Below are 26078 nucleotides of genomic sequence, written 5' to 3' on the forward strand. Positions count from 1 at the left end.
CTTAAGATGCAGACTTGGCAGCATGGCCATGGAAACGAATTGACCAACCTTTTAGTTTTCCATCAGCTTCATTAGGAATAGAGATATAACCTTGATCATATTTGATAAATTTATAGCTACCACTATTCACATCAATAAGCTTGATAGTCCATTCTCCCTTAGCTGATTCACCATAGAAAGCATTAGACAGCATAGGCGTTGCATCAAAGCCTGTAATGAGATCTTCAGGATCTGTTTTATCCATAACACCTTGATATACCAAACCATTATAAGGTGTCATTAATACACTTTTAGTTCCTGCTGGAGATATTAGCTCAACAGCAAGATCCGGTAGGCGTAAGTGATCTGCCGTTAACTCGATTTGTACAGCTTCAATGATTAAATCATCCGCTACCATCTGAGTATCACTAACACCATTGACGTCCGCGTCAGGAATAGCTTTTGCCAATTCTTGGCTCGCTTGCCATTCAGTTACCACATATTCACCTAAATCCTCAGCATAGGATTTAGCCAATTTTACCGCTTCGCTTACGTTAACTCGGCCGAAACCATAAAAATTATGGAATGAATAACCAGCGGCGTTTTCTTGCCATTCCGGAATAGCAACATATTCTTGAGCTGCATCGCCCTCGCCAATAGTAACGGTTTTAGCCGCAATATCAGCATTCACTTTGGTTGAAGTTTTAGCAAGAACATTGCGTACATCACGCCACGTCAAATCTGGGTTTGCACTCATAATCACGGCGACTGCACCTGAAGTATTTGGTGCAGCTGAAGATGTACCGTTCATTGTCGAAGTGTAATCACAATTTGAGTTTAAAGGATGTAACCCACCGTGGAACGGTGTGCTTGGGCGATCTTCTGCAATCGCAGATCCATTTTCACAACCTACGCGGTCTGTTGTTACAATCGCTGGATTAACTTCACCATATTCTCCACCTGGAGCAGTGACAAAAATATTAGACCCTACTGATGAATAGCTCGATAATACGCCTTTAGCATTGATTGCACTGACCACTAAGTTGTAGACGTTTGCATTATCACTGGACATGTTTGAATTATGGAAAGGTAATCCATGGTTAGCAGGGTTTTCGGCTGTAGCAGAAAAATAATCACCTGGAAGCCAAAAGGTGCTGAAACGGTAATAGTCATAACCATTACCTGCAGATTTAACAAAAATACTCCCTTTTCCATCAAAGCTCTGAGTGGCCACATCGCGATATACCTCAGACTCATCCTCATCAAAACCGTGTGGGAAAGGAACACTGTAACCATAGCTTTGGTTAAAAACACGGGCACTATCGCTGTAAGCACTAGCGCCATGTGATTTAGTAAAGTTTTCAAATGTTTGAACATTTGTCACTTTACCTGTTGGATCGGAATCTAAGAAGTTAAAACCAATTAGTTGTGCCTTTGGGGCGACACCACGACCACCAATACCGTTCCAACCTTCTGCTGCGATAATCCCGCCCACTGCAGTGCCGTGACCAGATTCACCAGAAAAAGGTGTAGGATCAACGGAACCTGTGATCAGATTATACGATCCTCCCTTGACAGTATTATTCACCAGATCAGGATGAGAAATTTCCAAGCCATCATCCACAACGGCAACTGTGATGCCTTGACCCATAACTTGCTTTGAAATTGCTTCACTAACATTCATGTCTTCGCCAGCGATACCACGATTCAATGCAAAAGAATTCTGGCCTGTGTTTTTCAAATGCCATTGATAAGCATATAAGGGATCGCCATTTTTGATATGAATTGTTAATGTACCCTCAGCTTGATACTGACCGTCAGATACTTTAAATCTGACAACATCAGTGCCTTCACTGGCATTGGAAGCATAAGTAAATTCACCGGTACTTTTATTAACTAAAGTCAAAGTACCTAGTTTTAAATCAGTTGGATCAACTAAAGAGTAAGTCAAACCGCCTTCGGCATCTGTCGCATCTAATTTGCCAGTAAATAATAGAGACTGCGACACATCAATGGTCATATCAGCAGTTGTTGGTGCTGTGTTGATCTTAGCGACTGGCTCTGGAGCCTTTTTGTCACTTCCACAACCTGCCAATAAGGCGGCCGTGATGCTTAATGCAACAATGGACATACGCATAGATAGACATTCCTTCTTGTCATTACATCTTATAATTTAATATTGGATAGCTAGAATTCACTCGCCTTTTATCCGCATTAAATACTGTTATTTTAGTTATTATTTAACCACCAAAAAACCAATATTAGCATTTAATGGTGATACACCTTTTAACAGATTAGAAATTGAAATGAAAACAAAAATAAACAGAGCTGTAGATTGAATGTAAATTCCCTTGTTGTATTTACAGTAGCAATAAACTTAAGAAACGGAGTTGCACACCTTATTTATAAAATTAATGCGCTTTAAAATCAAATACTTACGAGATAAAATTGAATGCTAGAATTAATAGAATCACTTTTTTAGTGTATTTGAAATTTAAAAATAAATTGTTACACTTTTAAAAATTCAACAGCATTAACAACATAACATACTCATTATTGGTTAAATAAATATGCTAAGCCTTGTATAGAAAGCATGCTGCGTCTAAAATATTTAGCAACAATATTATGTATAAAACAATTCTTAAGGTGGATTGAAACTCAATATTGCATATGATTATCTGCAAGCCAATATACAGAAAATTAATGACGACAGACATGTTCTTACTGACTCTTAATTTAATTAAGTATATAACCCTAGGCATAAGATTAATCGCGAAAAAATAATAGACCACTACGGTAAAATAATAAGCTGTTATCTTTGGCGTTAATGAGTTAACTGTCAGTTCCAATCAATGTAGAACAGGCATAAAAAAACCCTCAATATTGAGGGTCTTTATAAAATACTATATACCAGTTTTCACGAACATTAGACCTTAGCTAAGGTGCGCTCTTTAGCGCTCCAATCTAAGTGATATTTCTCGCCAGCTGGCGTATCGATCCGCTCGAAGGTGTGAGCGCCGAAAAAGTCACGCTGACCTTGGAGCAAGTTCGCTGGTAATGTTTCGCAGCGATAACTGTCGTAATATGCCAGTGCTGAGCTAATACACGGCGCTGGAATACCTTGCATTACCGCAGTCGCTACCGCAGTGCGCCATAGGCCTTGCTTTTCAGATAAGGCTGACGCAAAACTGTCGGCCATCAACAGATTGCTAAGCTCGGCATTGTCTTCATAGGCTTGAGTGATTGATTGCAAGAAAGTCGCGCGAATAATACAACCCGCACGCCAAATTTTTGCAATTTCAGCAAAGTCTAACTGCCATTTTTGTTCATGGGCCGTCATCGCCATCAACTGGAAGCCTTGCGCGTAACAACACACTTTCGCGCAATATAACGCGCTTTCTAGAGCCTCAATCAACTGCGCTTTTTGCGCATCATCGATAGCAGGTACATTTGGCCCAGCCAATTTCTGGCTAAGTTGTAAACGTAAGGATTTTTGGGTACTTACGGCGCGAGCATATACAGCTTCAGCAATCGTCGGTGCCGGACAACCAATTTGTAAACTGCTTACGGCCGTCCACAAACCCGTGCCTTTTTGGCCCGCTTTATCTAAGATCATTTCCACCAACGGTTTACCCGTTAATGGATCGGCCTGTTTTAAGACTTCGGCACTGATCCCCATCAAATAGCTGTTTAAGCTGCCTTTGTTCCAGCGTTCAAACACATCGCCCACTTCTGCAGCGCTCATGCCTAAACCGTCATGCAGCATTTGATAGGCTTCGCAAATCAACTGCATATCTGCGTATTCAATACCGTTATGCACCATCTTCACGTAATGGCCAGAACCCGCAGGACCAATATAAGTCGTGCATGGCTCGCCTTCTGTCACTGGATTACCCGGTTCGAAGCGCTCTATGGGTAAACCTGTACTCGCATCAACCTTAGCGGCAATGGCTTTCCAAATAGGTGCAACGTGATGCCATGCATCGATATCGCCGCTTGGCATAAGTGATGGACCGAAACGCGCACCGACTTCACCGCCCGAAACCGCAGAGCTAAAAAATACAAACTGACCTTTGTAGCGCGCTTCACGCTCAACAGTGTCAGTCCATAGGCTGTTACCGGTATCGATAACGATATCATCGGACTCAATTCCGGCAGAAATCAAAGCACTACAGACACCATCGACGGGTGCACCCGCGGGAACAGAAAGCACAAGAATGCGGGGTTTTGTGAGACTGGCTAACATTTCGGTAAGATTAGCACAGCCAAGAATGCGAGGTTCGAGTCCGGCGCATTCCTGTTTTTCTTGCTGTATAACACCATTAACTTTAACAGGATCGAGATCAAATGCGCTGACGTGATATTGGTTATCCGCGATGTTTAGCGCGAGGTTTTTACCCATAACGCCAAGGCCAATTACGCCGATATCATTAAGATTGCTGTGGTTTTGCATTATATAATTCCCACGGGTCACAGAGGTTAGAGCTAACCAATTTTGGGGGGTAATTATACCGATCTTTGTAACTTAATTACCAGAGACATACGATTGGCAATTTCGATTGTGCTGAAAGCACCAATCGTTTACGTCTCATTTATCCAATGTAAGCGTCAATTAATGGGCGAGTTTAAGCCCTAAAACCCCCAGTAAGATCAGTATCAAACTGGCGATTTTCAGTAAGCTAACTCCTTCTCCTAACAGGATAATTCCAGCAATAGCTGTACCCATGGCGCCAATACCGACCCACACACCGTAAGCAGTACCGATTGGCAGTTGCTTAACCGCGAGTCCGAGTAGCAACACACTCACGGCCATCGACGCCACTGTAAAGATACTTGGCCACAAACGTGTAAAACCTTCGGTATATTTAAGCCCTATGGCCCAACCAATTTCGAATAAACCCGCAAGGACTAATAAGAACCAACTCATAGTGAACTCCTAATTAGGGGTCGTCCCCTACCAAATTAAGGCATGTTTAGGGTCGTCCCTAAGCCGGTGAGAATACAAAGTAGTCAGTGATGTGTAACTAAAATATCCATAGAAACACATTGCTTCTAGTGGTGGTTTTAGTTGAATGGATCAATTAAACAATTGCTAATGCTCAATTCCCGCATATAAACAACTCAAAATAATGCAATTGAGTAACAAAAACATTCAATAAATACGCGGTAATATTAGCAAATCATAATGGACTATTGCTCAAATTTAGCGGGGATATTTGTTTCAATTCGCAACAGCAAGCGATTTTTAGAGTGGGAATTTCCAACATGAAATCCCCATTCACTAAACGCAAGCTTAGATTAAGGCATCGGCATAACCCATGCGAGTGAGCGCGGTACGCACTAACTCTAAGGTCTGTGGATCTTCTATAGTTGCAGGTGCGGTATATTGCTGATTATCAGCAATTTTTCGCATAGTACCACGTAAAATCTTACCAGAGCGCGTTTTGGGCAATTTTTGAATCGCACTCACTAACCTAAAGGAGGCGACGGGACCAATCTCTTGACGAACTAAGGTAATAAGCTGTTTATGCAGCTCTTCATCACTGATCGTCACGCCCTTTTTCAGTACCACTAATCCTAAAGGCACCTGACCTTTAAGCTGATCATCCACACCAATCACAGCCGCTTCGGCCACATCAGGATGTTGACACAAGACTTCTTCAAAACGTCCGGTCGATAACCTGTGCCCCGCCACATTTATGATGTCATCGATACGACTCATAATGTAGAGATAACCATCTTCATCGGTATAACCCGCATCGCCAGTTAAGTAATAACCTGGATACATAGACAAGTAACTGTCTTGATAGCGTTGATCATTTTGCCACAATGTCGTTAAGGTTCCCGGCGGCAAAGGCAGCTTGATCACCACATTCCCCGAAGTATTGGGCGCAACTTGTTCACCCAATTCATCCACGACTTCAACCGCATAACCAGGCACAGGTAAAGCGGGTGAACCCGGCTTAATGGCGACGGGCGCTGTGCCCATCAAATTTGCCGCGACTGGCCAACCCGTTTCGGTTTGCCACCAGTGATCGATAACAGGTTTAGCGAGTTTAGTGTGTGCCCAAACTAAAGTGTCGGGATCGCAACGTTCACCTGCCAAAAACACATTTTTAAGACAAGCTAAATCAACACCTTGTAGATACTCACCATCAGGATCTTCACGCTTGATTGCGCGAATGGCCGTCGGCGCGGTGAAAAAACTTTTGACTTTATATTTGGCAATCGTGCGCCAAAAAGCGCCGGGATCGGGCGTACCGACAGGTTTGCCTTCATACATTAAGGTTGTAGCGCCCACCAGCAGCGGTCCGTACACTATGTAAGAATGACCCACAACCCAGCCCACATCAGACGCTGCCCAAAACACATCGCCCGCTTGAATATCGTAAATATGTTGCATCGACCAAGCCAGTGCCACTGCATGGCCGCCATTATCGCGCACCACACCTTTAGGCTGACCCGTGGTGCCTGAGGTATAAAGTACATACAAGGGATCGGTGGCCTTAAGCGCGGCACAATCGGCCTTAGGCGCAGTCGCTAATGCAGCTTGCCAATCTAAGTCACGGCCCTCAAGTAAATCAGCCTGATACTGGCTGCGATTTAAAATCAGGCAGTGATCAACCTGATGCACTGACTGAGCTAACGCTTTGTCTAGCAAAGGTTTATAAGGAATGACGCCCGAAGGCTCAATTCCGCAGGATGCCGACAGTACCAATTTAGGCTTAGCATCATTAATCCGAGTCGCGAGTTCATTGGCGGCAAAACCACCAAAAACCACAGAATGAATCGCACCTATGCGAGCACAGGCCAGCATAGCGAAGGCGGTTTCCGGCACCATAGGCATATAAATCACCACACGGTCGCCCTTCCCTATACCAATAGATTGCATAAAGCCCGCGAGTCGGCTCACTTGAGCCTGTAACTCCGCGTAGCTAATGCCGTATTCAGTATCAGTAACAGGGCTCACATATTGGATAGCCACTTGGTCACCGCGTCCAGCCAGCACATGGCGATCAACGGCGTTATAACAAGTGTTCATCTCACCATCGGCGAACCAATGATAAAACGGCGCCTGCGATTCATCGAGCACCGTTTGCGCAGGTTTAATCCAATCGAGCGTCTTCGCCGCTTCTCCCCAGAATTCGGCTTTATTAAGCAAGGATGCTTGGTGCAACGCTTGATGTTTTTGTTGGTTCTCTTTTTGATTTGCGGCTTGCGCTACAGATGCATTTTGCTGTTCGGTCAACATATGTCCTCCAATCAGGACTGCGGCTAAAATCGTCAGCCGCAATAACTACCCCTTCCAACAACCATTATTAACAGGGGGGCATCCAGCCCACTATTAGACGTTAGCCTATAACCAGAAAATATTTGTGGTTTTATGTGAGAACACTAATTTAAAGCACCCGTTTTAATCTGGCCGCACAGGCTGATGGCAATTGGGATTGACACTTTTATGGCAACAGAATAAAAGTCAAAATCTTTACCTTTACGTAAACTTCATATATCTTGCTTAAAACTGATTATTTAGGGTGCATGAATGAGCGCAACGAACACACCACAAACGACTTACTCGATCAGTGATCTCTCAAAAGAATTTGATATCACTACGCGTAGTATTCGTTTTTACGAAGACCAAGGTTTGCTTAAGCCTAAACGCCGCGGCCAAACCCGTATTTATAGCCTCAAAGACAGGGTGCGTCTCAAGCTCATTCTTCGCGGCAAACGCTTGGGCTTTTCTTTGGCAGAAACCCGTCGCTTGTTCGAATTATACGATGCCGACAAGAGCAGCACCTCACAGCTCAATACCATGCTGGCGCTAGTGGAAGAAAAAAAGTCCGCACTACAACAGCAAATGGACGACATCAAAGTCGTATTGATGGAACTCAATTCCGCCGAGCAGCAGTGCCGTTTAGCCTTAGAAGATAACAAAACGGCAAAAGCCTAAATCTCCGTTGACACAAAATCAAATCAATTTGATGGCGATAACACTACGGATTTAAGTACAAGATTTAAAAGACTCAAGCACCTAAAAATCATAAAAACTATAACAATCTGAAATTAGAACATCTGAAAGGACACAAGCAATGAACTCTCTCTACACAAGTCTGAATTTTGGTCTAGGCGAAGACGTCGACATGCTGCGCGATGCAGTGCAGGATTTTGCCGCGAATGAAATCGCTCCAATTGCCGCGAAAGTGGATCACGACAACGCCTTCCCCAATGAACTTTGGCCTGTGCTAGGAGGAATGGGACTGCTCGGCGTAACCGTACCCGAAGAGTACGGCGGCGCGAACATGGGCTACCTTGCCCACGTCGTGGCAATGGAAGAAATCTCCCGTGCATCGGCCTCTATCGGCCTAAGTTATGGTGCCCACTCAAACCTGTGTGTGAATCAAATCAACCGTAACGGTAATGCTGCGCAAAAAGCCAAGTATCTGCCCAAACTGGTGAGCGGTGAACATATTGGCGCCCTCGCCATGAGTGAGCCAAACGCAGGTTCTGACGTAGTATCAATGAAGTTACACGCCCGTAAAGAAGGCGACCGTTTCATCTTAAACGGCAACAAGATGTGGATCACCAACGGCCCCGATGCACACACCTATGTGATTTACGCTAAAACCGACTTAACCAAAGGCGCACACGGTATTACCGCCTTTATCGTTGAGCGTGATTCGAAAGGTTTTAGCCAAGCGCAAAAACTCGACAAACTCGGCATGCGCGGCTCTAACACCTGCGAACTGGTGTTTGAAGACGTGGAAGTGCCAGAAGAAAACATTTTAGGCGGCCTCAACAACGGCGTAAAAGTGCTGATGAGCGGCTTAGATTACGAGCGCGTCGTGCTATCTGGCGGCCCGCTGGGGATCATGAACGCTTGTATGGATATCGTTGTACCTTACATCCACGAGCGTGAGCAATTTGGTAAATCAATTGGTGAATTCCAACTGGTACAGGGCAAATTAGCCGACATGTACACCGGCATGAATGCCGCCAAATCCTACGTATATGCCGTAGCAAAATCCTGTGACCGCGGTGAAACCACCCGTAAAGATGCCGCGGGCGCCATTCTGTATAGCGCTGAATTAGCAACCAAAATGGCACTGGATGCAATCCAACTGCTCGGCGGCAATGGTTATGTTAACGAATACGCCACCGGCCGCTTACTGCGTGATGCCAAGCTGTATGAAATCGGCGCAGGCACCTCAGAAATTCGCCGCATGCTGATTGGCCGCGAACTGTTCAATGAGTCGAAATAACGCGAGTTCCAATAATCTCTCACAAGTGAATGGGTAGCCCCTCACTGTAATTTACAGTTTGCGCCACCCATTCGAGCAAGGTGATACCGAGTTTCCGCTTTATAAGGACAATCAAAGTGACGCAAATAAGCAGTCGTATCAACGCCCGTAGCGATGAATTTAAAGCAAAATCCGACGATATGGCCGCCCTAGTGGCCGATCTTAAAACTAAACTCAATAAAATCGAACTCGGCGGCGGCCCTGTGGCGCTAGAGCGTCATTTATCCCGTGGAAAATTACTACCACGTCAACGGGTTGAAAAGCTGCTCGATGCAGGTTCACCCTTCTTAGAACTGTCGCAATTTGCCGCGTTTGAAGTCTACGACGAAGAAGTGCCCGCAGCGGGCATTATTGCCGGTATCGGCCGTGTGAGTGGCGTGGAGTGCATGATCATCGCCAACGACGCCACAGTGAAAGGCGGCACTTACTACCCGATTACCGTCAAAAAACACCTTCGTGCCCAAGATATTGCCAGCCGTTGTCACTTGCCTTGTATTTATTTAGTCGACTCGGGCGGCGCTAACCTGCCCCGCCAAGATGAAGTTTTCCCCGACCGCGACCATTTCGGCCGTATCTTTTACAACCAAGCGCAAATGTCCGCCAAAGGTATCCCACAAATCGCAGTGGTCATGGGCTTATGTACCGCGGGCGGCGCTTATGTGCCCGCCATGGCGGATGAATCCATTATCGTAAAAGATCAAGGCACTATCTTCTTAGCAGGCCCACCATTAGTGAAAGCGGCCACTGGCGAAGAAGTTAGCGCAGAAGAACTGGGCGGCGCCGAAGTGCACACCAAAATTTCCGGCGTGGCGGACCATTTAGCGCAAAACGATGAGCACGCGCTGGAGCTTGCCCGCCGCGCGGTATCACGCCTTAATCATCAAAAAGAAATCAAATCACTGCTGAGCCCAGTCAAGCCGCCAAGATTTGACATTAGCGAACTGTACGGCATTGTCGGCACCGATCTTAAAAAGCCCTTTGATGTCAAAGAAGTGATCGCCCGTATCGTCGATGATTCTGATTTTGATGAGTTTAAAGCCAACTACGGCGCAACCTTAGTGTGCGGTTTTGCCCGTATTCACGGCTATCCTGTCGGCATTGTCGCCAACAACGGCATTCTGTTCTCAGAGTCGGCGCAAAAAGGCGCACACTTTATTGAACTGTGCTGCCAGCGCAAAATTCCGCTGCTGTTCCTGCAAAACATCACCGGCTTTATGGTGGGTAAAAAGTACGAACACGAAGGCATAGCTAAACATGGCGCTAAAATGGTGACCGCGGTTTCTTGCGCCAATGTACCTAAATTCACTGTGATTATCGGCGGCAGCTACGGCGCGGGTAACTACGGCATGTGTGGCCGCGCGTTCGAACCGACCATGATGTGGATGTGGCCTAACGCCCGTATTTCTGTGATGGGCGGCGAGCAAGCGGCTGGCGTACTCGCGACAGTGCGTCGCGACGGTTTAGCCCGTAAAGGTGAAGAATGGTCGGCTGAAGCTGAAAAAGCCTTTAAAGCGCCGATTGTCGCCCAGTACGACAAAGAAGGTCATCCGTATCATGCCAGCGCCCGTTTATGGGATGACGGCATTATTGACCCAGCGCAAACCCGCGATGTGGTCGGACTTGCCCTATCAGCGGCGTTAAATGCTCCTATCGAAGACACCCGCTTTGGTGTGTTCCGTATGTAAAGGCACATGTGAAAAACATATGTCACACAAGAAGATAGGGAAAAGAATAATGACAGATACATTAAACAGCACTAGCGGCACAAAGGATTTAAGCAACTTGCAGCACGTCACTTACGCGCTCAATAACGGCGTTGCCGAGCTTATTCTTGACCGAGCAGAAGTACACAACGCCTTCGATGAAGTGATGATTTGCGAGATGATTAGCGTCCTTAGCTATTTTGCTGAGCACAAGCAATGCCAAGTGCTGGTACTCAAAGCAAACGGCAAAAACTTCAGCGCCGGCGCCGATCTCAATTGGATGCGCAAACAAGCCAAAATGGACTTTGAGCAAAATCTAAATGATGCCAAAGCCTTAGCAAAACTGATGCAGGATCTAGATACCTTTCCAAAACCCACCATTGCATTAGTGCAAGGCGCAGCCTTTGGCGGCGCACTGGGGCTGATTTGCGCCAGCGATATCGCTATCGCCACAACGCGCGCCAGTTTTTGTTTGAGCGAAGTGAAACTCGGATTAATTCCTGCGGTGATAAGCCCTTACGTTGCCCGCGCTATGGGTAACCGCGCATCGCGCCGCTACATGCTGACCGCCGAGCGTTTTAGTGCAGAAACCGCATTAAAGCTTAATGTCATTCATGAGATCAGCGATGACTTAGACGCCGCCGCAAAGCCGATTATTGACGCGCTGCTGGTCAATAGCCCGCAAGGCATGGCATGGGTAAAAACACTGCTATCGCATCTTGAAGATGGCGTGATAGACCAAAACACCATTGATTACACTAGCGAGCGTATCGCCCGCATTCGGGTATCAACCGAGGGCCAAGAAGGCTTAAATGCCTTTTTTGAGAAACGTCTGCCTAATTGGCAACAAGCGCTCTCAACTCCCACGCAAAAGCCAAGTGATACCCAAGGAGCCCTTTGATGTTAACCAAGCAAATGTTTACCAAGCTATTGATTGCTAACCGCGGTGAAATCGCCTGTCGCATCATCAAAACCGCCCATGCCATGGGTGTTCGCACCGTTGCCCTATATTCCGATGCCGATAAAGAAGCGCGCCATGTCGCCATGGCCGACGAATCTTTCTATCTAGGTGGCAGTGCGCCGGCAGACTCCTATTTAAAGGGCGATTTGATTATCGACATCGCCAAAAAAGCCGGCGCCCAAGCCATTCACCCTGGTTATGGTTTCTTATCTGAAAACGCCGACTTTGCCCGTAAATGTGAAGCAGCAGGCATCGCCTTTGTTGGCCCAGGCAGTGATGCTATCGATGCCATGGGCAGCAAAAGCGCCGCTAAATCTATTATGACGGCGGCAAACGTGCCCTTAGTGCCCGGTTACCACGGCGATGACCAAACCGACGCGACCTTAAAAGCCGAGGCACTGAAAATCGGCTTCCCTATGCTGATTAAAGCGGCGTATGGCGGCGGCGGTAAAGGCATGCGTATCGTCGAGAATGAAGGCGAAATCATGGAAGCCGTTAACTCGGCGCGCCGTGAAGCGGCCTCTTCTTTTGGTAACGATAAGTTATTGATGGAGCGTTATTTACGCCAGCCGCGCCACGTCGAAGTACAAGTGTTTGCCGACACCTTTGGTAACGCGATTTACTTATCGGATCGCGACTGCTCGATTCAACGTCGCCACCAAAAAGTGGTCGAAGAGGCACCAGCACCAGGCTTAAGCGATGCACTGCGCGCCCAAATGGGTGATGCGGCCGTCGCGGCAGCTAAAGCCATCGATTATGTTGGCGCGGGAACGGTAGAGTTTCTGTTAGATACGGACAATAGCTTCTATTTCATGGAGATGAACACCCGTCTGCAGGTTGAGCATCCAGTGACTGAAATGGTCACAGGCCAAGATTTAGTCAAATGGCAATTGCTGGTCGCCAGCGGTCAGCCACTGCCCCTTAAGCAAGATGAAGTGCGTATTCACGGCCATTCCTTTGAAGTGCGTATCTACGCCGAAGATCCGCAAAATGAGTTTTTACCCGCCAGCGGTAAGCTCAACTTTTTGCGCGAACCCGAGCAAAGCAAGTTTGTCCGTATCGATTCGGGCATTCGCGAAAATGATGTGATCAGTAACTTCTACGATCCTATGATTGCCAAGCTTATCGTCTGGGATGAATCGCGCCCGCGCGCCTTGCAGCGTTTAGTGCATGCCTTAGAGTCGTATCAAATCAGCGGTCTTAAGCACAACATTGAGTTTTTAGCGAACATTGCCGAACACCCAGCGTTTGCCAATGCCGACTTTAGCACTGACTTTATTGGCCGTTATGGCGATACCCTGATTGGCACAGCTTCAAGCGAAGCTGATACTGCGCTTGCCTTTGCCGCGCTATATCAAGTACTTGCCCGTAAAGAAGCCGCCAAAGCGCAAGCTGTCAACAGCGCCGATCCTTACTCGCCTTGGGGTCAAGTGAGCGGTTTTAGACTCAACAGTTGTAGTCAGCACAATATTGCCCTGCTCGATGACGCCCATGAATTGCAGCAGTTAGTGATGCTCGATTTAGGCGGCATGTATCAGTTGCCACTGCACGGTCAAGATTGGTTGCTAAATGGCGAGCTGAAACAAGACTTACTGCTCGCCGAAATCAACGGCCATAAGAGTAAAGTGCCGGTTAGCGCACAAGGTGATGACTTTACGCTGTTTTTATCCTCTGGCAGTTACCACTTCAAAGCAGTGCAAACGCTCGTGGTCGAAGAACAAGCCAGCAATGCTGATAAGTTAAAAGCGCCCATGAACGGCACTGTTGTGACCCATTTAGTCGATGTCGGCACACAAGTGAAAGCGGGCCAAGGTTTGCTAGTGATGGAAGCCATGAAGATGGAATACACAATCGAAGCGCCCTTTGATGGCATAGTCAGTGAATTCTACTTTAAGGCGGGCGAGCTGGTAACCGATGGCGCAACCTTGCTTAACGTTGAGCCGTTAGAGACAGACGAGCCAACCGCGACCAAGGAAGCCTAAGATGTCGTTAGTCAATCTAAGCCAAGCAGCGGACGCCAAAGATAGGGTCAGCATCTTCGAGATGGGCGCGCGCGACGGCCTGCAAAACGAAGTCGCTGTGCCAACGGCAGCTAAAATCGCCTTGATTGAATCGCTGGTAGATGCAGGGCTTAAGCGCATCGAATCCGGCAGTTTTGTGTCACCCAAATGGGTGCCACAAATGGCCGATTCTGCCGATGTGCTCAAGCAAATACAGCGTCAAAGCGGCGTGGTGTATAGCGCGCTCACGCCCAACGTCAAAGGCTTTGAACTGGCACTGGATGCAAAAGCTTCCGAAGTAGCGATATTTGGCGCCGCCTCACAAAGCTTTAGTCAACGCAATATCAACTGCTCGATTGAAGAGTCGATTGAACGCTTTATCCCTTTGATGGAATTAGCAAAAGCGCACAATATTCCAGTGCGCGGCTATGTGTCCTGCGTGCTAGGTTGCCCCTACGAAGGTGAGATAGCGGTCAGTGAAGTGGCCCGCGTGTCTGAAATCCTTTACAAAATGGGCTGTTACGAAATATCGCTCGGTGACACTATCGGTATCGGCACGCCGCAAAAAGCCCGTAGAATGCTGCAAACTGTGGCTGAACGTGTGCCTATTGAGAAACTGGCGCTACACTTTCACGACACCTATGGCCAAGCATTAGCTAACATTTTGGCCTGCTTAGACTTAGGTGTGCGGGTGTTTGACTCCTCGGTTGCAGGTCTTGGCGGCTGCCCCTATGCCAAAGGCGCGTCGGGCAATCTTGCCACCGAAGACTTAGTGTATATGCTGCACGGCATGGGATTCGAAACAGGTATCGATTTACAAAAACTCGCTTTAGCAGGACAAGCCATTAGCACACAGCTGAATCGCAACAACGGCTCGAAAGTGGCCACTGCCCTGTTAGCAAAATAGAACAACAATAATTAACGACACCAACAACCGTTATTAAAAACGCGCGTTATTTCCCGCGCGTTTTATAAAGCATAAAAGGACATCACAATGGCAGGACTCAATAAAGTCGTCAGCAGCTATGAAGAAGCGTTAAACGGCTTATCAAACGACATGACCATTATGGTCGGCGGCTTTGGCCTGTGCGGCATTCCCGAAGGCTTAATCAATCAAATGGTTAAGATGGGCGTTAACGGTTTAACGGCGATATCAAACAACGCTGGCGTTGACGACTTTGGCCTTGGCTTACTGTTAAAACATCGCCAAATCGCCACTATGATCGCCTCTTACGTGGGCGAAAACGCCACTTTCGAGCAACAAATGCTCTCTGGCGAACTGAACGTAATTTTAACGCCACAAGGCACACTAGCGGAAAAAATCCGTGCAGGTGGCGCAGGCATTCCGGCTTTTTTCACTGCAACAGGTTACGGCACGCCGGTTGCTGATGGCAAAGAAACCCGCGAAATCAAAGGTCGCCATTACGTGTTAGAAGAGTCGCTGACCGCAGATTTTGCCTTAGTGCGCGCATGGAAAGCCGATACCATGGGTAATTTGGTGTTCCGTAAAACCGCCGCCAACTTTAACCCTATGATGGCGACCGCTGGCAAAATCACTGTAGTAGAAGCCGAGTTTATTGTTGAGCCGGGCGAGCTAGACCCAGATCATATCCACACGCCGGGCATCTATGTTGACCGCGTTATTCAAGGCACGTTCGAGAAACGTATTGAGCAGCGCACGGTAAAAGCCGCGAAATAAAAGGCGCTGGCAAAACCTTGAAACACAGTTAACGCAATTGGCACTTAGCTCCCTAAAGTAAAAACTAAGGGTAAAAACCTAAGAGTAAAGGCCAAAGCGTCAAAGCCAAATAGAAAGGATAGATATCATGGCATTATCAAGAGAACAACTGGCTCAGCGCGTCGCCAAAGAATTAAAAGATGGCTACTACGTCAACCTCGGCATCGGCATTCCAACACTGGTCGCTAACTATATTCCTTGCGGCATGGAAGTCATGTTGCAATCGGAAAATGGTCTACTTGGCATGGGCGAATTCCCCACCGAAGACACCATAGATCCTGATTTAATCAACGCGGGTAAACAAACCGTTACCGCAGTCAAAGGCGCGTCGTTTTTCTCCTCGGCGGAAAGCTTTGCCATGATCCGTGGCGGCCATGTGGATTTAACCGTACTCGGCGCCTTTGAAGTCGATGTGAATGGTTCTATCGCCTCGTGGATGATCCCAGGCAAACTCATCAAAGGCATGGGCGGCGCAATGGATTTAGTCGCTGGCGCTGAAAACATTATCGTGACTATGATGCACGCCGATAAATACGGTAATTCCAAACTGCTACCCGTGTGTGAGTTGCCGCTAACAGGTTACGGCTGCATTAAACGCGTCGTCACAGATTTAGCCTTTATCGAAATCAAAGATGGCGCCTTCCATTTACTAGAGCGCGCCCCAGGCGTGAGCGTAGAAGAAATCGTCAGCAAAACCGCCGGCAAATTAATCGTGCCAGAGCATGTACCAGAAATGGTGTTTTAAGCGTTCTCTAAAATGCGCAAGTAACGTATAGCGGCTAAGGTTGAAACTCAAGTTAGTTTGAAGCTTTAGCCAAATGAGTTTGAAACGTTAACTGATGTTATATGCGAAAAGCCCAGAAGATGATTCTGGGCTTTTTATTGCTTTGCTTAATGCATTGACGCTATTGAGTGAAACAGCCCTCTTGCTCTGGCGACACGCCGTAAACCCATCCTTGGGGGCTCAACGAAAAAGTCCCTTTTTCCGATGGTCGCCATCGCAAGAGTGCAGTTTGCTGTTATGCCCGCGTATTCCATTGATAGTGCAATTTGTTAGAATCAAGTTCACTAAAGGAAGTAAGGGATTGTTATGATTAGATTGAAAAATCTTCTCGAGGCTATAAAAGCCGAGCATCAAATAACCACCCAGAATGAGCTTCTGGCCTTGCTATCGCAAAATGAATTACTCATTCAGCAAATCCAAGCTGCTGATGCGCAGTATTGGGTTAATTTTGCTAAGAATACCTTCGATGGTTGGTATTGCATTCGAACACCTATGCTCAGTACCTTTCATGTTTATTACCAAGAACATGGACAAAACTGCTGGGGAGAAGATGTTTTTACCGAGCAAAGTGAAGCCATAGCAGCGGTTATTTTTATGTCTGGCATTTGGGATCAAGTCCCTTAGCACTAAGCAAGTAAAAGCCTGCTCACTCATCCTATATCTTCACCTTCACAAATGGCGATATGTAACGAATCATTACGCGACTTTCAATATCGAAATCATCCTGTTAGGGTGAGTGCATAATAACAGACACATTTTTAGCGCTCTGTTTAACTCTCTCATTGCCCAAAGGAGCGGTATCTATGGACTGGCTTATTATTGCACTCGCTGGCTTTTTAGGCGGCATGCTCAATGCGGTTGCCGGTGGTGGCAGTTTTATTACCCTTTTGGCGTTAGTGTTTGTCGGGGTTCCACCGATTGCGGCGAACGCAACGGGGACCGCTGCGTTGTTGCCAGGATATATCGCCAGTGCTTGGCGCTTTAGAAAAGAAATCGAATATCCGGCGAGTCTTAGCCTTAAGCATCTGATCTTGATTGCCCTTATCGGCGGCAGTATTGGCGCGGGTATTTTGCTGACCACCAGCGAGCAAGTCTTCGCAAAACTCATTCCTTGGCTGATTTTACTGGCCACCGCGGCCTTTATTGTTGGCCCTTGGTTACTCAAACGAAGAATCGCTGAGCAAGGCGAAAACCCCTCAACGCCAATGTTAAGTCCGATGACATCACTGATAATGCTGTCGGCCGTGTGTATCTATGGTGGTTATTTTAATGGTGGCTTAGGCATCATACTGCTCGCGAGCTTTGGGCTGATGGGCCAGACCAATCTGCATGGGATGAACGGTCTTAAAAATCTCATTTCTGCCCTGCTCACCGCCATCGCCGTTGTGGTTTATGCAGCGGGCAATGTTATCGATGGGCAATATCTGTTGCTGCTTGCTGTGATGGCGATTATCGGCGGCTATGTCGGCGCGGCGCTGGCCTATCGTATTTCACAGCCCTTGCTGCGCGGCTTTATTGTGATTGTCGGTTTGGCAATGGCCTTAGGCTTTTTCATGCGCTGAGCTGTTTATGCGTGAAGCAACGTTTTCATTTATTGAGCTTTTAATACGTTCGTCTCTTTTAATACGTCAGTCTTTTAATGCATTAGCCAACACGCAGTTCTTGGACTCAAGGGAACAAGACAGTGAGCTTCGATACAAGGTCACATCGAGAAATTGCCCTTAGGTTACTGGCTTGTTACTCTGAGCCATCATTTAGGAAAGCACTGTGACTAAGGATAGCGATGAAACGGATCACCTTTAAACTATGCAGCTTGAAGCTAAAGACCTTGAAGCTCAGCAGCTTAAGTCTTGCCCTGTGTCTTGTTGCAAGCTCGCCCGCTATTTACGCGCAAACTGCTAGCGCAACAAGCATTAGCGTCAAAACGGAAACGGGTAACATTCAGGTAAAAACCATAGCCCAAGGGTTAGAAAATGTCTGGGGTATGGCATTTTTACCCGACGGCAGCATGCTCGTGACTGAACGCGCCGGCAGAATGCGCATTGTCAGCGCCGCAGGTAAAGTGGGCGAACCCTTAACGGGTTTACCACCACTATATGCCAAAGGCCAAGGTGGTTTACTCGATGTGGTGCTTGCGCCAGATTTTGCCAGCAGCAAAAAAATCTATTTCAGTTATGCCGAACCCGCTGGAGGTGATGCAAGTGAACTCAATAGCACTGCGGTGAGTTTTGCCACGCTCAATGGCAACAAGCTTGAAAATCTCAGCCGCGTTTTTAGTCAGCAACCTAAAATCAACAGCGGCCACCATTTTGGATCTCGTTTAGTGTGGGCGCCTGACGGCACACTGTTTATCACACTCGGCGACCGCTACAGCGAAAAAGATAGCGCTCAAACATTAGACAATCATTTAGGCAAAGTGGTGCGGATTAATGCCGATGGTTCAGTGCCTAAGGATAACCCCTTCGTCAATACGGCGGGCGCTTTGCCCGAGATCTGGTCTATTGGTCATCGCAATATGCAAGGCGCGGCCATTAATCCCATCAGCAAAGTATTATGGACTGGCGAGCATGGACCGCAGGGCGGCGATGAACTCAATATTGATGAGGCGGGCAAAAACTATGGCTGGCCTGTGATTACCTATGGTGAGAATTACGGCGGCGGCAAAATTGGCGAAGGCACTCACAAGGCTGGAATGGAGCAACCCGTCTACAAGTGGGTTCCCTCGATTGCCACCGCGGGCTTTATGTTTTACACGGGCGATAAATTTCCGCAGTGGAAAAATAATATTTTACTCGCCAGCCTAAAGGAAAAAACGCTAGTACGTTTAGTACTTGATGGCGACAAGATTATTAAAGAAGAACGGCTGCTAAAAAATGAATTGGGACAAAGATTACGCTCAGTCGTGCAAGGGCCTGATGGGTTGATTTATCTTGTGACCGATGAAGCGAAATCAAAAATTTACCAGATCTCACCGCAGCAATATTAAGCACTCGCTTTAACCACAGCCTTTTAACCAGTGCAACATGCTCAATCGATAGAGAATTTAAACCTTAAAACGACAAAGAGTGTTCATCAGGAACACTCTTTGTTATTAGCGAGCTTTGCTAACTTGCAGTTGTTAGAGCGGCACTAACCTCCTGCCTTTATTCATTTACCACGCACATCCCCTGCTCGGTTTTCACATAGGGAGACAGAATAGGCATCATGCCTTTCATCACTTGTAATGGCAGCGCCGAAGTAAAACTAAAATCATCGGATTTACTGCCGGGCACGAAGGCCGTCAGAGTGCCGAAGTATTTATCCCCCAGATAAAACACGAAGGTCGCGGTGCGGTTCATGGCAGTCGTCGCCACTTTTTTACCTTGCTGCATCTGAGTCACGATACGGTTATCACCGGTGCCGGTTTTCCCGCCTATGGCTAACATCTCGCCTTTTTCATCGGTAAAAATGCCCTTCAAACGACGGGCAGTACCGTTTTGCACTACGTTCGCCAGCGCAGCTTTTAAGGCTTGCGCGACTTCATGGCGCATCACTCGCTCACCTTGGGTGTTCTGATTCTGCAGCGTCACTTCATAGGGCGTATCCGCGGCAAAATGCAGCTGATTGATACGCACGGTAGGCAAACGATAGCCATCATTCTGAATAATGCCCATCAACTCGGCTAAAGCAGCTGGTCTATCTCCCGAGCTGCCGAGCGCCGAACCTAAGGATGGCACCATAGCATCAAAGGGGTAACCTAAACGCGCCCAACGCTGATGTATGTCAAGGAAGGCTTCCACTTCGAGCATCACTTGCACTCGAACGTCACGGGCGTTTTTATGTCGCGTCCTAAATAACCAACGATAAACCTCTTGGCGTTGTGCTTCACTCGCCTGTTTCACATCGTTCAAATTGGCATCGGGATTGTGATTAAGATAATCCAGCACCCACAATTCCAACGGATGCACCCGTGCGATATAACCTTGATCCGGCAGGTTATATTTATCAGGGCCGTACTTGTTATATAAGCTCTTAATACGACCATCGGTATAACTCACCTGCGGCAATCTTTGCTGTAGAAAAGCTTTAAATGCCGACATAGGTTCATCGGGTAAGAGGTAGCGATACGCCGACGTTAATTGTTGCTCCGACTGGGATAAACCGTCGAAGAACATCCCAAAACGCTCATTCGCGGCCACTTTTTTATACTTGCGATAAAACTTAGTGACGAAGGTATTACCCTCTCTATCGGCAAATACCCGCAGGTATTCGTCGCGGCGCGGATCTTTATCATTACGTAGCAACTGGGCCATATTGCCCTCATTTTGCATACTGCTGCTGTAATTGACTATGTCGCGCATGAGGCGCACAAACGGCAAGTTAATCGAATCCTGCAAAGCTTGATAAAGTGTCGGAGTCTTAACATCTTCCGATTTTTTAAAGTTATTAAACACATGCAAACCACCACCGGTAAAGAACTGCTCACTGGTTGAGGCAGAATATTCCCGCTGTAGCGCTGCATCTAACATGCGATCTAAACGTCTATCAGGATTCACAATCAAGTAATCAATCGCCCAACGGGTTAAGTGATCCCTAGGTTCGATAATGATAGATTCCAGTTCAATACCATGTTTTTTCGAATATTTTTCGTGGATCTCAGCGATGATTTCTAAGTAGGTCGCCATCACCCGCAATTTAGCGGTTGAACCCAGTTCCAACTTACTGCCTTCGTTAATATCAAAGGGTTGGTCGGTACTGTCGGTCTGCACACGAACTCGGTTGGCGGTGTCGGTACGCTCATAAAGCGTAAAGCTATACAGCACGTTTTGCAGTTGGCTTGGCTCGAGTAAACGCTCACCCAATAAACCCACTTGCTCAGCGGTCGACACTTGCGCCAGGCTGCGTAAGTAGTGACTCACTTGCTGCTGTAAATCACTGTGTAAGCTACTGTTGACCGTCAAGTCGAGCCGGTCTAAATCGTACAGCCCCACATTTAACATGCCCGCGGTACGAATACGCACTGTATTCACGCCCTTATCGGCACCCGATTGCGTATTTCGTTGCGGCTTAGTGACCCTAAACTGCAATTTCTGCGCGAGTGCGGCATCACGCAGACCACGGTCAATAAGGTAATATTGGCCGAGTAAGCGGATATGGCTATCGACTAAATTTTCAAGATCTTCATGACCTTGCAATAAATAGTATGAAGGGCGACGCTGGGCAATCATCAGCGCGACCACTTGGCGGAATACTTGTCCACGCTTGGCGGCATTACCCTTAATTTGTGGCGATGCTAACAGCTTGTTTGCAGTATCGAAATCGGTGCCAAACCACGCCCACAGTCCATCACCTATACCATGCACTTCACCATGATTTGGCGCCGAGGATAATGGCACTGTGTTTAAATAATCTTGGACGATGCGCTTACGGGCAGGTTCGGTATTCTCACCTTGCTGGTACACGCGCACACTGGCCGAGCCAATTTGTAATAACTTATCCTTGATGCTTAAGGTTAAGCCTTGGGAAGAATGGCGGAATTTTTCAATCTGAGTCGCCAGCGTACTGCCACCGGCGGTGGACACATTCATGCCGACCATCTCTGCAATTTGGCTCATCCCTGCCACCACAAAACGTGGCCAGTCGATCACCGGATTGAGTTTATCTTCCGTGGTCCATAACTCGCGGTTTTCAATAAATAATAAGGTATTAACGATTTCATTGGGGATCTTATCGTCGTCCTGATAAACCCGTTTGGGATAGGCGAACTCGTACAAATCGGTATTGCGACAATCGAGCAGCGTTAAGCCAGATTGCGCCTTTTCGTGGTAAGGCGGGAAAAATCCCAGCTGCGCGTATTCCTGCAAGGCAGGCGAAAACGCCACTTGCTGCGTCACCTGAAAATTCCGTTGCATTAATCGGTCGATATACTGGGGTAACTTACTATAACCATGGCGCTCATCAAAGGGGCCATAACTTGGATAAATCACCGCTGTGCTCGGTGAGTTTTCTAATTCATAGGTGAGCGTCTTAGCATATTGATTGATGTATTTAGCTTGATAAAACGAGGTTTTCACTTCAAGGCCAATCAATAATGCGATACAGCAAATCAAAATAAAAAATAAGAACCAGACTCTGCCCTTTGATCTGGCTTTACGCGGAGTCTTAACCTTTACCTTAGGTTCAGGTTGTGGTGGACGAGGACGATAATTTTCGAACTTCATCTCTGACGGGGAATTAGGCAAAACAGCTCCAAAAAAACACTAAAATAAATATCTTTCATGCAACTCAGCAAATCCGTTGCCACTCAGTAAAACAAGACATTAATCCATTAAGCCACACAAAAAACTCACCGCCAGCAACGCCCAGCTAGCAAAGACTAATCCCAGATGAACTCACGAAAATGTTTACGGCAAACGGACTCATAGCTTTCATTTCCACCAATCGCCACTTGCTCACCCTCGCGCATCACTTTGCCCTCGCCGTCGAGGCGAACCACCATGTTAGCTTTACGGCCACAATGGCAAATGGTTTTCAGCTCAACCAACTTATCGGCCCAAGCTAATAAATAATGACTGCCGCTAAAGAGTTCGCCCTGGAAATCCGTTCTTAAACCATAACAGAGTACAGGAATATCAATATTATCGACCACATGCGTCAACTGCTTAACCTGTTCTTTACTCAAAAACTGGCACTCATCAACCAGCACACAGCTTAATGGTGTGGCTTGATGCACATCGCTAATCATCTGAGTCAGATCATCTTGGCTACTAAAAACCTGTGCATCCGTTTCAATGCCGATGCGCGAGGCCACTTTACCTTTGCCATATCTGTCATCTATGGAGGCTGTCATCACTAAGGTATTCATACCGCGTTCGCGATAGTTATAGGATGACTGTAATAAGGAAGTGGATTTACCAGCGTTCATCGCCGAATAATAAAAATACAATTGAGCCAAGACTTATACCCTTTAAAAAACGTTAGCGCTTACGCGTCTGCCATCGGAGCCAAATTGGCCGCTAGTCTAACATTGCGCTTCACATCAGAACACTAGCAGCGACTAAGCTTTTATCATGAATTACTGCAACTGCGCTGACTTATCCAGCGTTTTACTCTCCCATCGTCGACTTAACCAACTCCAGCTCACTTTATTTAATCCTTAGCACGATAAAAGCCATCACCAGCCACCAAATGATTAAATTTTGTTAACACAAGCTTAATTTAACCTTAAATACTGTTTTATAAGGAAATAGTAAATAAAGCTAAATTTCAAAAGTGAGATCTACCTCCAAAGTATTAAGTGTTAATGGGCTTGCGCTCAAAAAAAACAAACATCCTGTTAACAGTAATATTTCATTCGAGACAAATCGTGCTCATTTTAAAAAAAGAAAGTATTCGATAGCTTGCAAATTAAAGCTAACGGTCAAAGCACTAACCTACCCTGCAAACTTTAGTGCTCCACTCCGTCCTTTATGCGCATATTGGATCAAATGGAGATAATGATGAGAATTTTCACCTCTAGAAAACTGGCATACTTAGTGGCTCTAGCACTAACTGGTGCTCTTGTTGGTTGTGGCGATGATGGCAAAGATGGTGTCGATGGGGCTCCAGGCACGCCCGGTATTCCGGGAACACCTGGCACGCCAGGCACCCCTGGAGAACCTGGAACACCACCGCCAGTCACCAGCTCAACGCTGACGAAAGTCAAAGTGATCAGCTACAGCTTTGGCGAAGGCAGTATCAGTTACGAATTTGAAATTACCGATGAGAATAATAATTTAATCAACGGCCTGCAAAACGCAGAGGCAAAAGTCGCGGCGTTAACCGATAAGGGATTCATTAATAACCGTACCGAAAATGATCTTAATGGCGTTGCAGACAATGTGCATATTGGTGGCGCGGCAACTCAAGCGACTGAAGGTGCCACACTGACCTCTTTAGGCGACGGTCACTACACTTTTGTGGCCCCAATGTTAGGCGTCAATCCTAGTACTGAAGGCATTGTGTGGTTACGCGTTGGCGGCAATAGCGCAACAGGTATCGCACGTTCGGCCCCCTTAGTGGTCAATAAACCCGAAGGCACTCATTCCACCACAACCGATAGTTGCTATTCCTGTCACGTCGATTACGCCACAAGTCCTCGTCGCCATGCAAGCTATGTTGCAACCGGTATGGACGGTGAAGTCACCTTCGTAGAAGGCTGCTTAGTGTGTCACGGCTCAGTAAGTCGCGCAGTGGTCAATGCGGAAGGTTTCTCTGTGGGTGGCTATACGACAAACACCTTATCTAAAATTGGCCATATCAATCACCAAGATTTTACTAAAGACTTTTCAGTACAAAACTGTTCATCCTGTCAAGTTGAAGCCCCAACTAACATTAACCTAGCAGGACCCGGTTGTATCGATTGCCATGATAGTGGTGGTGTACCAGGCGTTACTATCCCAAGTAATGGTGCCGATGTCCGTACTATGCATGAAGGCAAGTCTGGCATTACTGAACGCCAAGCTATACGCGCTAAATACAAGGTCACATTAGCAGCCCCAGTGAAAGTCGATGATATTTCAACGAAAACAGATCACTATGCACCAACAGGTGCTGCCGCCGCAGTCGCCGCCCCAGGCTGGTGTACAACCCTCACAGTAAAAGATGTCGATGGCAATATCTTTAGTATCAAAGATAACTTCAACTACTCAGATCCGCTGGTGTTTGATGCCAAGAAACCGCTGGTATATGCCGGAGCCTATCTGCATGCCTATGAAAATGGCAGTTTAGTGGGCCGCCCAGGTAATCGTACTAACTATTACTATGGTTACAACACCGACGGCACTAAGAACATCTGTCACTTACTGACGGATATCAGCGCAGTGAATGCTAACTATATTTACTCTGCCCGCGTGACATTCAGTACCGCAGGTTGGATGGAATATGATGGCAATCAACGTTATCAAAGTAATGGTAGCCTAAGAGCGACAGGTTATGACGGCTCCATGGGCGTATCCTTTACCGCCTACTCAGACGTCGTTAACCCTGTCACGGCTCAAAAAGTCTCTGGCTTCGAACGTCGTGAGATAGTGAGCGCTAACAGCTGTACCACTTGCCATAACGATGCCACTGCATTCCACAAAAATGGGGCCTTCGATGACGGCGGTAATGGCTGTATTGCCTGTCACGATAACGGTATGGCACGCACATCAGCCGCTTTAGGCGCAGGTTTTGGCCCTATGGTTCACAGCTGGCACTGGGGTAATGGCGCTAAAGTTGGTGAAATGAAAGCGGATGGAACTCAAGCGAATGCGGCTAACGGTGCAGGGGCGATCAATCCTGTCACCAGTTGTGTTGCCTGCCATGATAAAGCGATTGATTTAGATAACATTCCTAATCAATACATTTTGGAACCCGGCAGCAAGATGACCAGCCCTGTATCTGCGAACTGCTATGCCTGCCATACGATTGATTCTGCGAAAGCGCATATGGTGAGCAACGGTGGTGAGATCAGCGTTCCGAGCGTGGCAGATTGGTTTAAACAACCAACGACTGAATCCTGTGCAGTATGTCATAACTCAGGTAGAAGCTCTGGTATTGATAAATACCACAAGTTTACTCGCTAATTAATCATCTCATCATCGCGTGATTAAATA

Annotated in this window: 18 protein-coding genes; 12 read left to right on the forward strand and 6 right to left on the reverse strand. The window is 47.0% G+C overall.

Annotation, left to right across the window (positions count from 1 at the left end; all coding sequences use genetic code 11):
- Position 1 precedes the first annotated feature (1 nt).
- From MO387_RS03160 to MO387_RS03175, 4 genes are all read right to left on the reverse strand, one after another.
- Positions 2-2116 (reverse strand): S8 family serine peptidase, encoded by a 2115-nt coding sequence (locus MO387_RS03160; protein WP_006085524.1) that lies wholly within the window; start codon positions 2114-2116, stop codon positions 2-4.
- Between the two features lie 789 nt (positions 2117-2905).
- Positions 2906-4432: an NADP-dependent phosphogluconate dehydrogenase gene (gene gndA, locus MO387_RS03165; RefSeq protein WP_107948276.1), complete on the reverse strand. Its 1527-nt coding sequence runs from the start codon at positions 4430-4432 to the stop codon at positions 2906-2908.
- Between the two features lie 159 nt (positions 4433-4591).
- The gene (gene sugE / locus MO387_RS03170) at positions 4592-4906 is read right to left on the reverse strand and encodes a quaternary ammonium compound efflux SMR transporter SugE (protein ID WP_006085526.1); all 315 of its coding nucleotides are present in this window, start codon (positions 4904-4906) and stop codon (positions 4592-4594) included.
- Positions 4907-5272: 366 nt separating this feature from the next.
- The gene (locus tag MO387_RS03175; protein ID WP_107948278.1) at positions 5273-7231 is read right to left on the reverse strand and encodes a propionyl-CoA synthetase; all 1959 of its coding nucleotides are present in this window, start codon (positions 7229-7231) and stop codon (positions 5273-5275) included.
- 291 nt (positions 7232-7522) lie between these two features.
- On the opposite strand from MO387_RS03175, the gene MO387_RS03180 reads away from it, so the two are divergent.
- From MO387_RS03180 to MO387_RS03230, 11 genes are all read left to right on the forward strand, one after another.
- Complete coding sequence (locus tag MO387_RS03180) at positions 7523-7930, forward strand: MerR family DNA-binding transcriptional regulator (protein WP_006082318.1); 408 nt, start codon at positions 7523-7525, stop codon at positions 7928-7930.
- 139 nt (positions 7931-8069) lie between these two features.
- Positions 8070-9239, forward strand: coding sequence for an isovaleryl-CoA dehydrogenase (locus MO387_RS03185; protein ID WP_107948280.1), 1170 nt, complete (start codon positions 8070-8072; stop codon positions 9237-9239).
- A gap of 116 nt (positions 9240-9355) precedes the next feature.
- Positions 9356-10963 (forward strand): carboxyl transferase domain-containing protein, encoded by a 1608-nt coding sequence (locus MO387_RS03190; RefSeq protein WP_006082320.1) that lies wholly within the window; start codon positions 9356-9358, stop codon positions 10961-10963.
- Positions 10964-11012: 49 nt separating this feature from the next.
- Positions 11013-11882: an enoyl-CoA hydratase-related protein gene (locus MO387_RS03195; protein WP_242325994.1), complete on the forward strand. Its 870-nt coding sequence runs from the start codon at positions 11013-11015 to the stop codon at positions 11880-11882.
- Positions 11882-13924 (forward strand): acetyl/propionyl/methylcrotonyl-CoA carboxylase subunit alpha, encoded by a 2043-nt coding sequence (locus MO387_RS03200; RefSeq protein WP_107948285.1) that lies wholly within the window; start codon positions 11882-11884, stop codon positions 13922-13924. Before MO387_RS03195 ends, MO387_RS03200 begins: the two co-directional genes overlap by 1 nt.
- 1 nt (position 13925) lies before the next feature.
- Positions 13926-14849: a hydroxymethylglutaryl-CoA lyase gene (locus MO387_RS03205; protein WP_107948287.1), complete on the forward strand. Its 924-nt coding sequence runs from the start codon at positions 13926-13928 to the stop codon at positions 14847-14849.
- Between the two features lie 87 nt (positions 14850-14936).
- Entirely contained in the window at positions 14937-15641 is a 705-nt protein-coding gene (locus MO387_RS03210) for a CoA transferase subunit A (RefSeq protein WP_006082324.1), read from the forward strand.
- A 127-nt stretch (positions 15642-15768) separates the two neighbouring features.
- Entirely contained in the window at positions 15769-16425 is a 657-nt protein-coding gene (locus MO387_RS03215) for a 3-oxoacid CoA-transferase subunit B (RefSeq protein WP_107948288.1), read from the forward strand.
- A 345-nt stretch (positions 16426-16770) separates the two neighbouring features.
- Positions 16771-17088 (forward strand): cytoplasmic protein, encoded by a 318-nt coding sequence (locus MO387_RS03220; RefSeq protein WP_107948290.1) that lies wholly within the window; start codon positions 16771-16773, stop codon positions 17086-17088.
- Between the two features lie 179 nt (positions 17089-17267).
- The gene (locus MO387_RS03225; RefSeq protein WP_107948292.1) at positions 17268-18026 is read left to right on the forward strand and encodes a sulfite exporter TauE/SafE family protein; all 759 of its coding nucleotides are present in this window, start codon (positions 17268-17270) and stop codon (positions 18024-18026) included.
- Between the two features lie 221 nt (positions 18027-18247).
- Positions 18248-19450, forward strand: coding sequence for a PQQ-dependent sugar dehydrogenase (locus tag MO387_RS03230; protein WP_107948295.1), 1203 nt, complete (start codon positions 18248-18250; stop codon positions 19448-19450).
- A 157-nt stretch (positions 19451-19607) separates the two neighbouring features.
- Here the strand turns inward: MO387_RS03230 and MO387_RS03235 are convergent, their stop codons facing one another.
- Positions 19608-22685 carry a transglycosylase domain-containing protein gene (locus tag MO387_RS03235; protein WP_107948297.1) on the reverse strand — a complete coding sequence of 1026 codons (3078 nt, stop codon included), beginning with the start codon at positions 22683-22685 and terminating at the stop codon, positions 19608-19610.
- 134 nt (positions 22686-22819) lie between these two features.
- Positions 22820-23398, reverse strand: coding sequence for a thymidine kinase (locus tag MO387_RS03240; protein WP_012089650.1), 579 nt, complete (start codon positions 23396-23398; stop codon positions 22820-22822).
- A 544-nt stretch (positions 23399-23942) separates the two neighbouring features.
- Between MO387_RS03240 and MO387_RS03245 the strand changes: the two genes are divergently transcribed.
- Positions 23943-26048 carry a cytochrome C gene (locus tag MO387_RS03245; RefSeq protein ID WP_107948299.1) on the forward strand — a complete coding sequence of 702 codons (2106 nt, stop codon included), beginning with the start codon at positions 23943-23945 and terminating at the stop codon, positions 26046-26048.
- The last annotated feature ends 30 nt before the right edge of the window (positions 26049-26078 follow it).

It is taken from the genome of Shewanella sp. N2AIL (assembly GCF_022690845.1).
Classification (GTDB): domain Bacteria; phylum Pseudomonadota; class Gammaproteobacteria; order Enterobacterales; family Shewanellaceae; genus Shewanella; species Shewanella baltica.

What these genes read in the sequence shown, in the direction of transcription:
- MO387_RS03160 (WP_006085524.1), bottom strand. Translation starts at nt 2,116, where the DNA reads ATGCGTATGTCCATTGTTGCATTAAGCATCACGGCCGCCTTATTGGCA.
- gndA (WP_107948276.1), bottom strand. Translation starts at nt 4,432, where the DNA reads ATGCAAAACCACAGCAATCTTAATGATATCGGCGTAATTGGCCTTGGC.
- sugE (WP_006085526.1), bottom strand. Translation starts at nt 4,906, where the DNA reads ATGAGTTGGTTCTTATTAGTCCTTGCGGGTTTATTCGAAATTGGTTGG.
- MO387_RS03175 (WP_107948278.1), bottom strand. Translation starts at nt 7,231, where the DNA reads ATGTTGACCGAACAGCAAAATGCATCTGTAGCGCAAGCCGCAAATCAA.
- MO387_RS03180 (WP_006082318.1), top strand. Translation starts at nt 7,523, where the DNA reads ATGAGCGCAACGAACACACCACAAACGACTTACTCGATCAGTGATCTC.
- MO387_RS03185 (WP_107948280.1), top strand. Translation starts at nt 8,070, where the DNA reads ATGAACTCTCTCTACACAAGTCTGAATTTTGGTCTAGGCGAAGACGTC.
- MO387_RS03195 (WP_242325994.1), top strand. Translation starts at nt 11,013, where the DNA reads ATGACAGATACATTAAACAGCACTAGCGGCACAAAGGATTTAAGCAAC.
- MO387_RS03200 (WP_107948285.1), top strand. Translation starts at nt 11,882, where the DNA reads ATGTTAACCAAGCAAATGTTTACCAAGCTATTGATTGCTAACCGCGGT.
- MO387_RS03205 (WP_107948287.1), top strand. Translation starts at nt 13,926, where the DNA reads ATGTCGTTAGTCAATCTAAGCCAAGCAGCGGACGCCAAAGATAGGGTC.
- MO387_RS03210 (WP_006082324.1), top strand. Translation starts at nt 14,937, where the DNA reads ATGGCAGGACTCAATAAAGTCGTCAGCAGCTATGAAGAAGCGTTAAAC.
- MO387_RS03215 (WP_107948288.1), top strand. Translation starts at nt 15,769, where the DNA reads ATGGCATTATCAAGAGAACAACTGGCTCAGCGCGTCGCCAAAGAATTA.
- MO387_RS03220 (WP_107948290.1), top strand. Translation starts at nt 16,771, where the DNA reads ATGATTAGATTGAAAAATCTTCTCGAGGCTATAAAAGCCGAGCATCAA.
- MO387_RS03225 (WP_107948292.1), top strand. Translation starts at nt 17,268, where the DNA reads ATGGACTGGCTTATTATTGCACTCGCTGGCTTTTTAGGCGGCATGCTC.
- MO387_RS03230 (WP_107948295.1), top strand. Translation starts at nt 18,248, where the DNA reads ATGAAACGGATCACCTTTAAACTATGCAGCTTGAAGCTAAAGACCTTG.
- MO387_RS03245 (WP_107948299.1), top strand. Translation starts at nt 23,943, where the DNA reads ATGAGAATTTTCACCTCTAGAAAACTGGCATACTTAGTGGCTCTAGCA.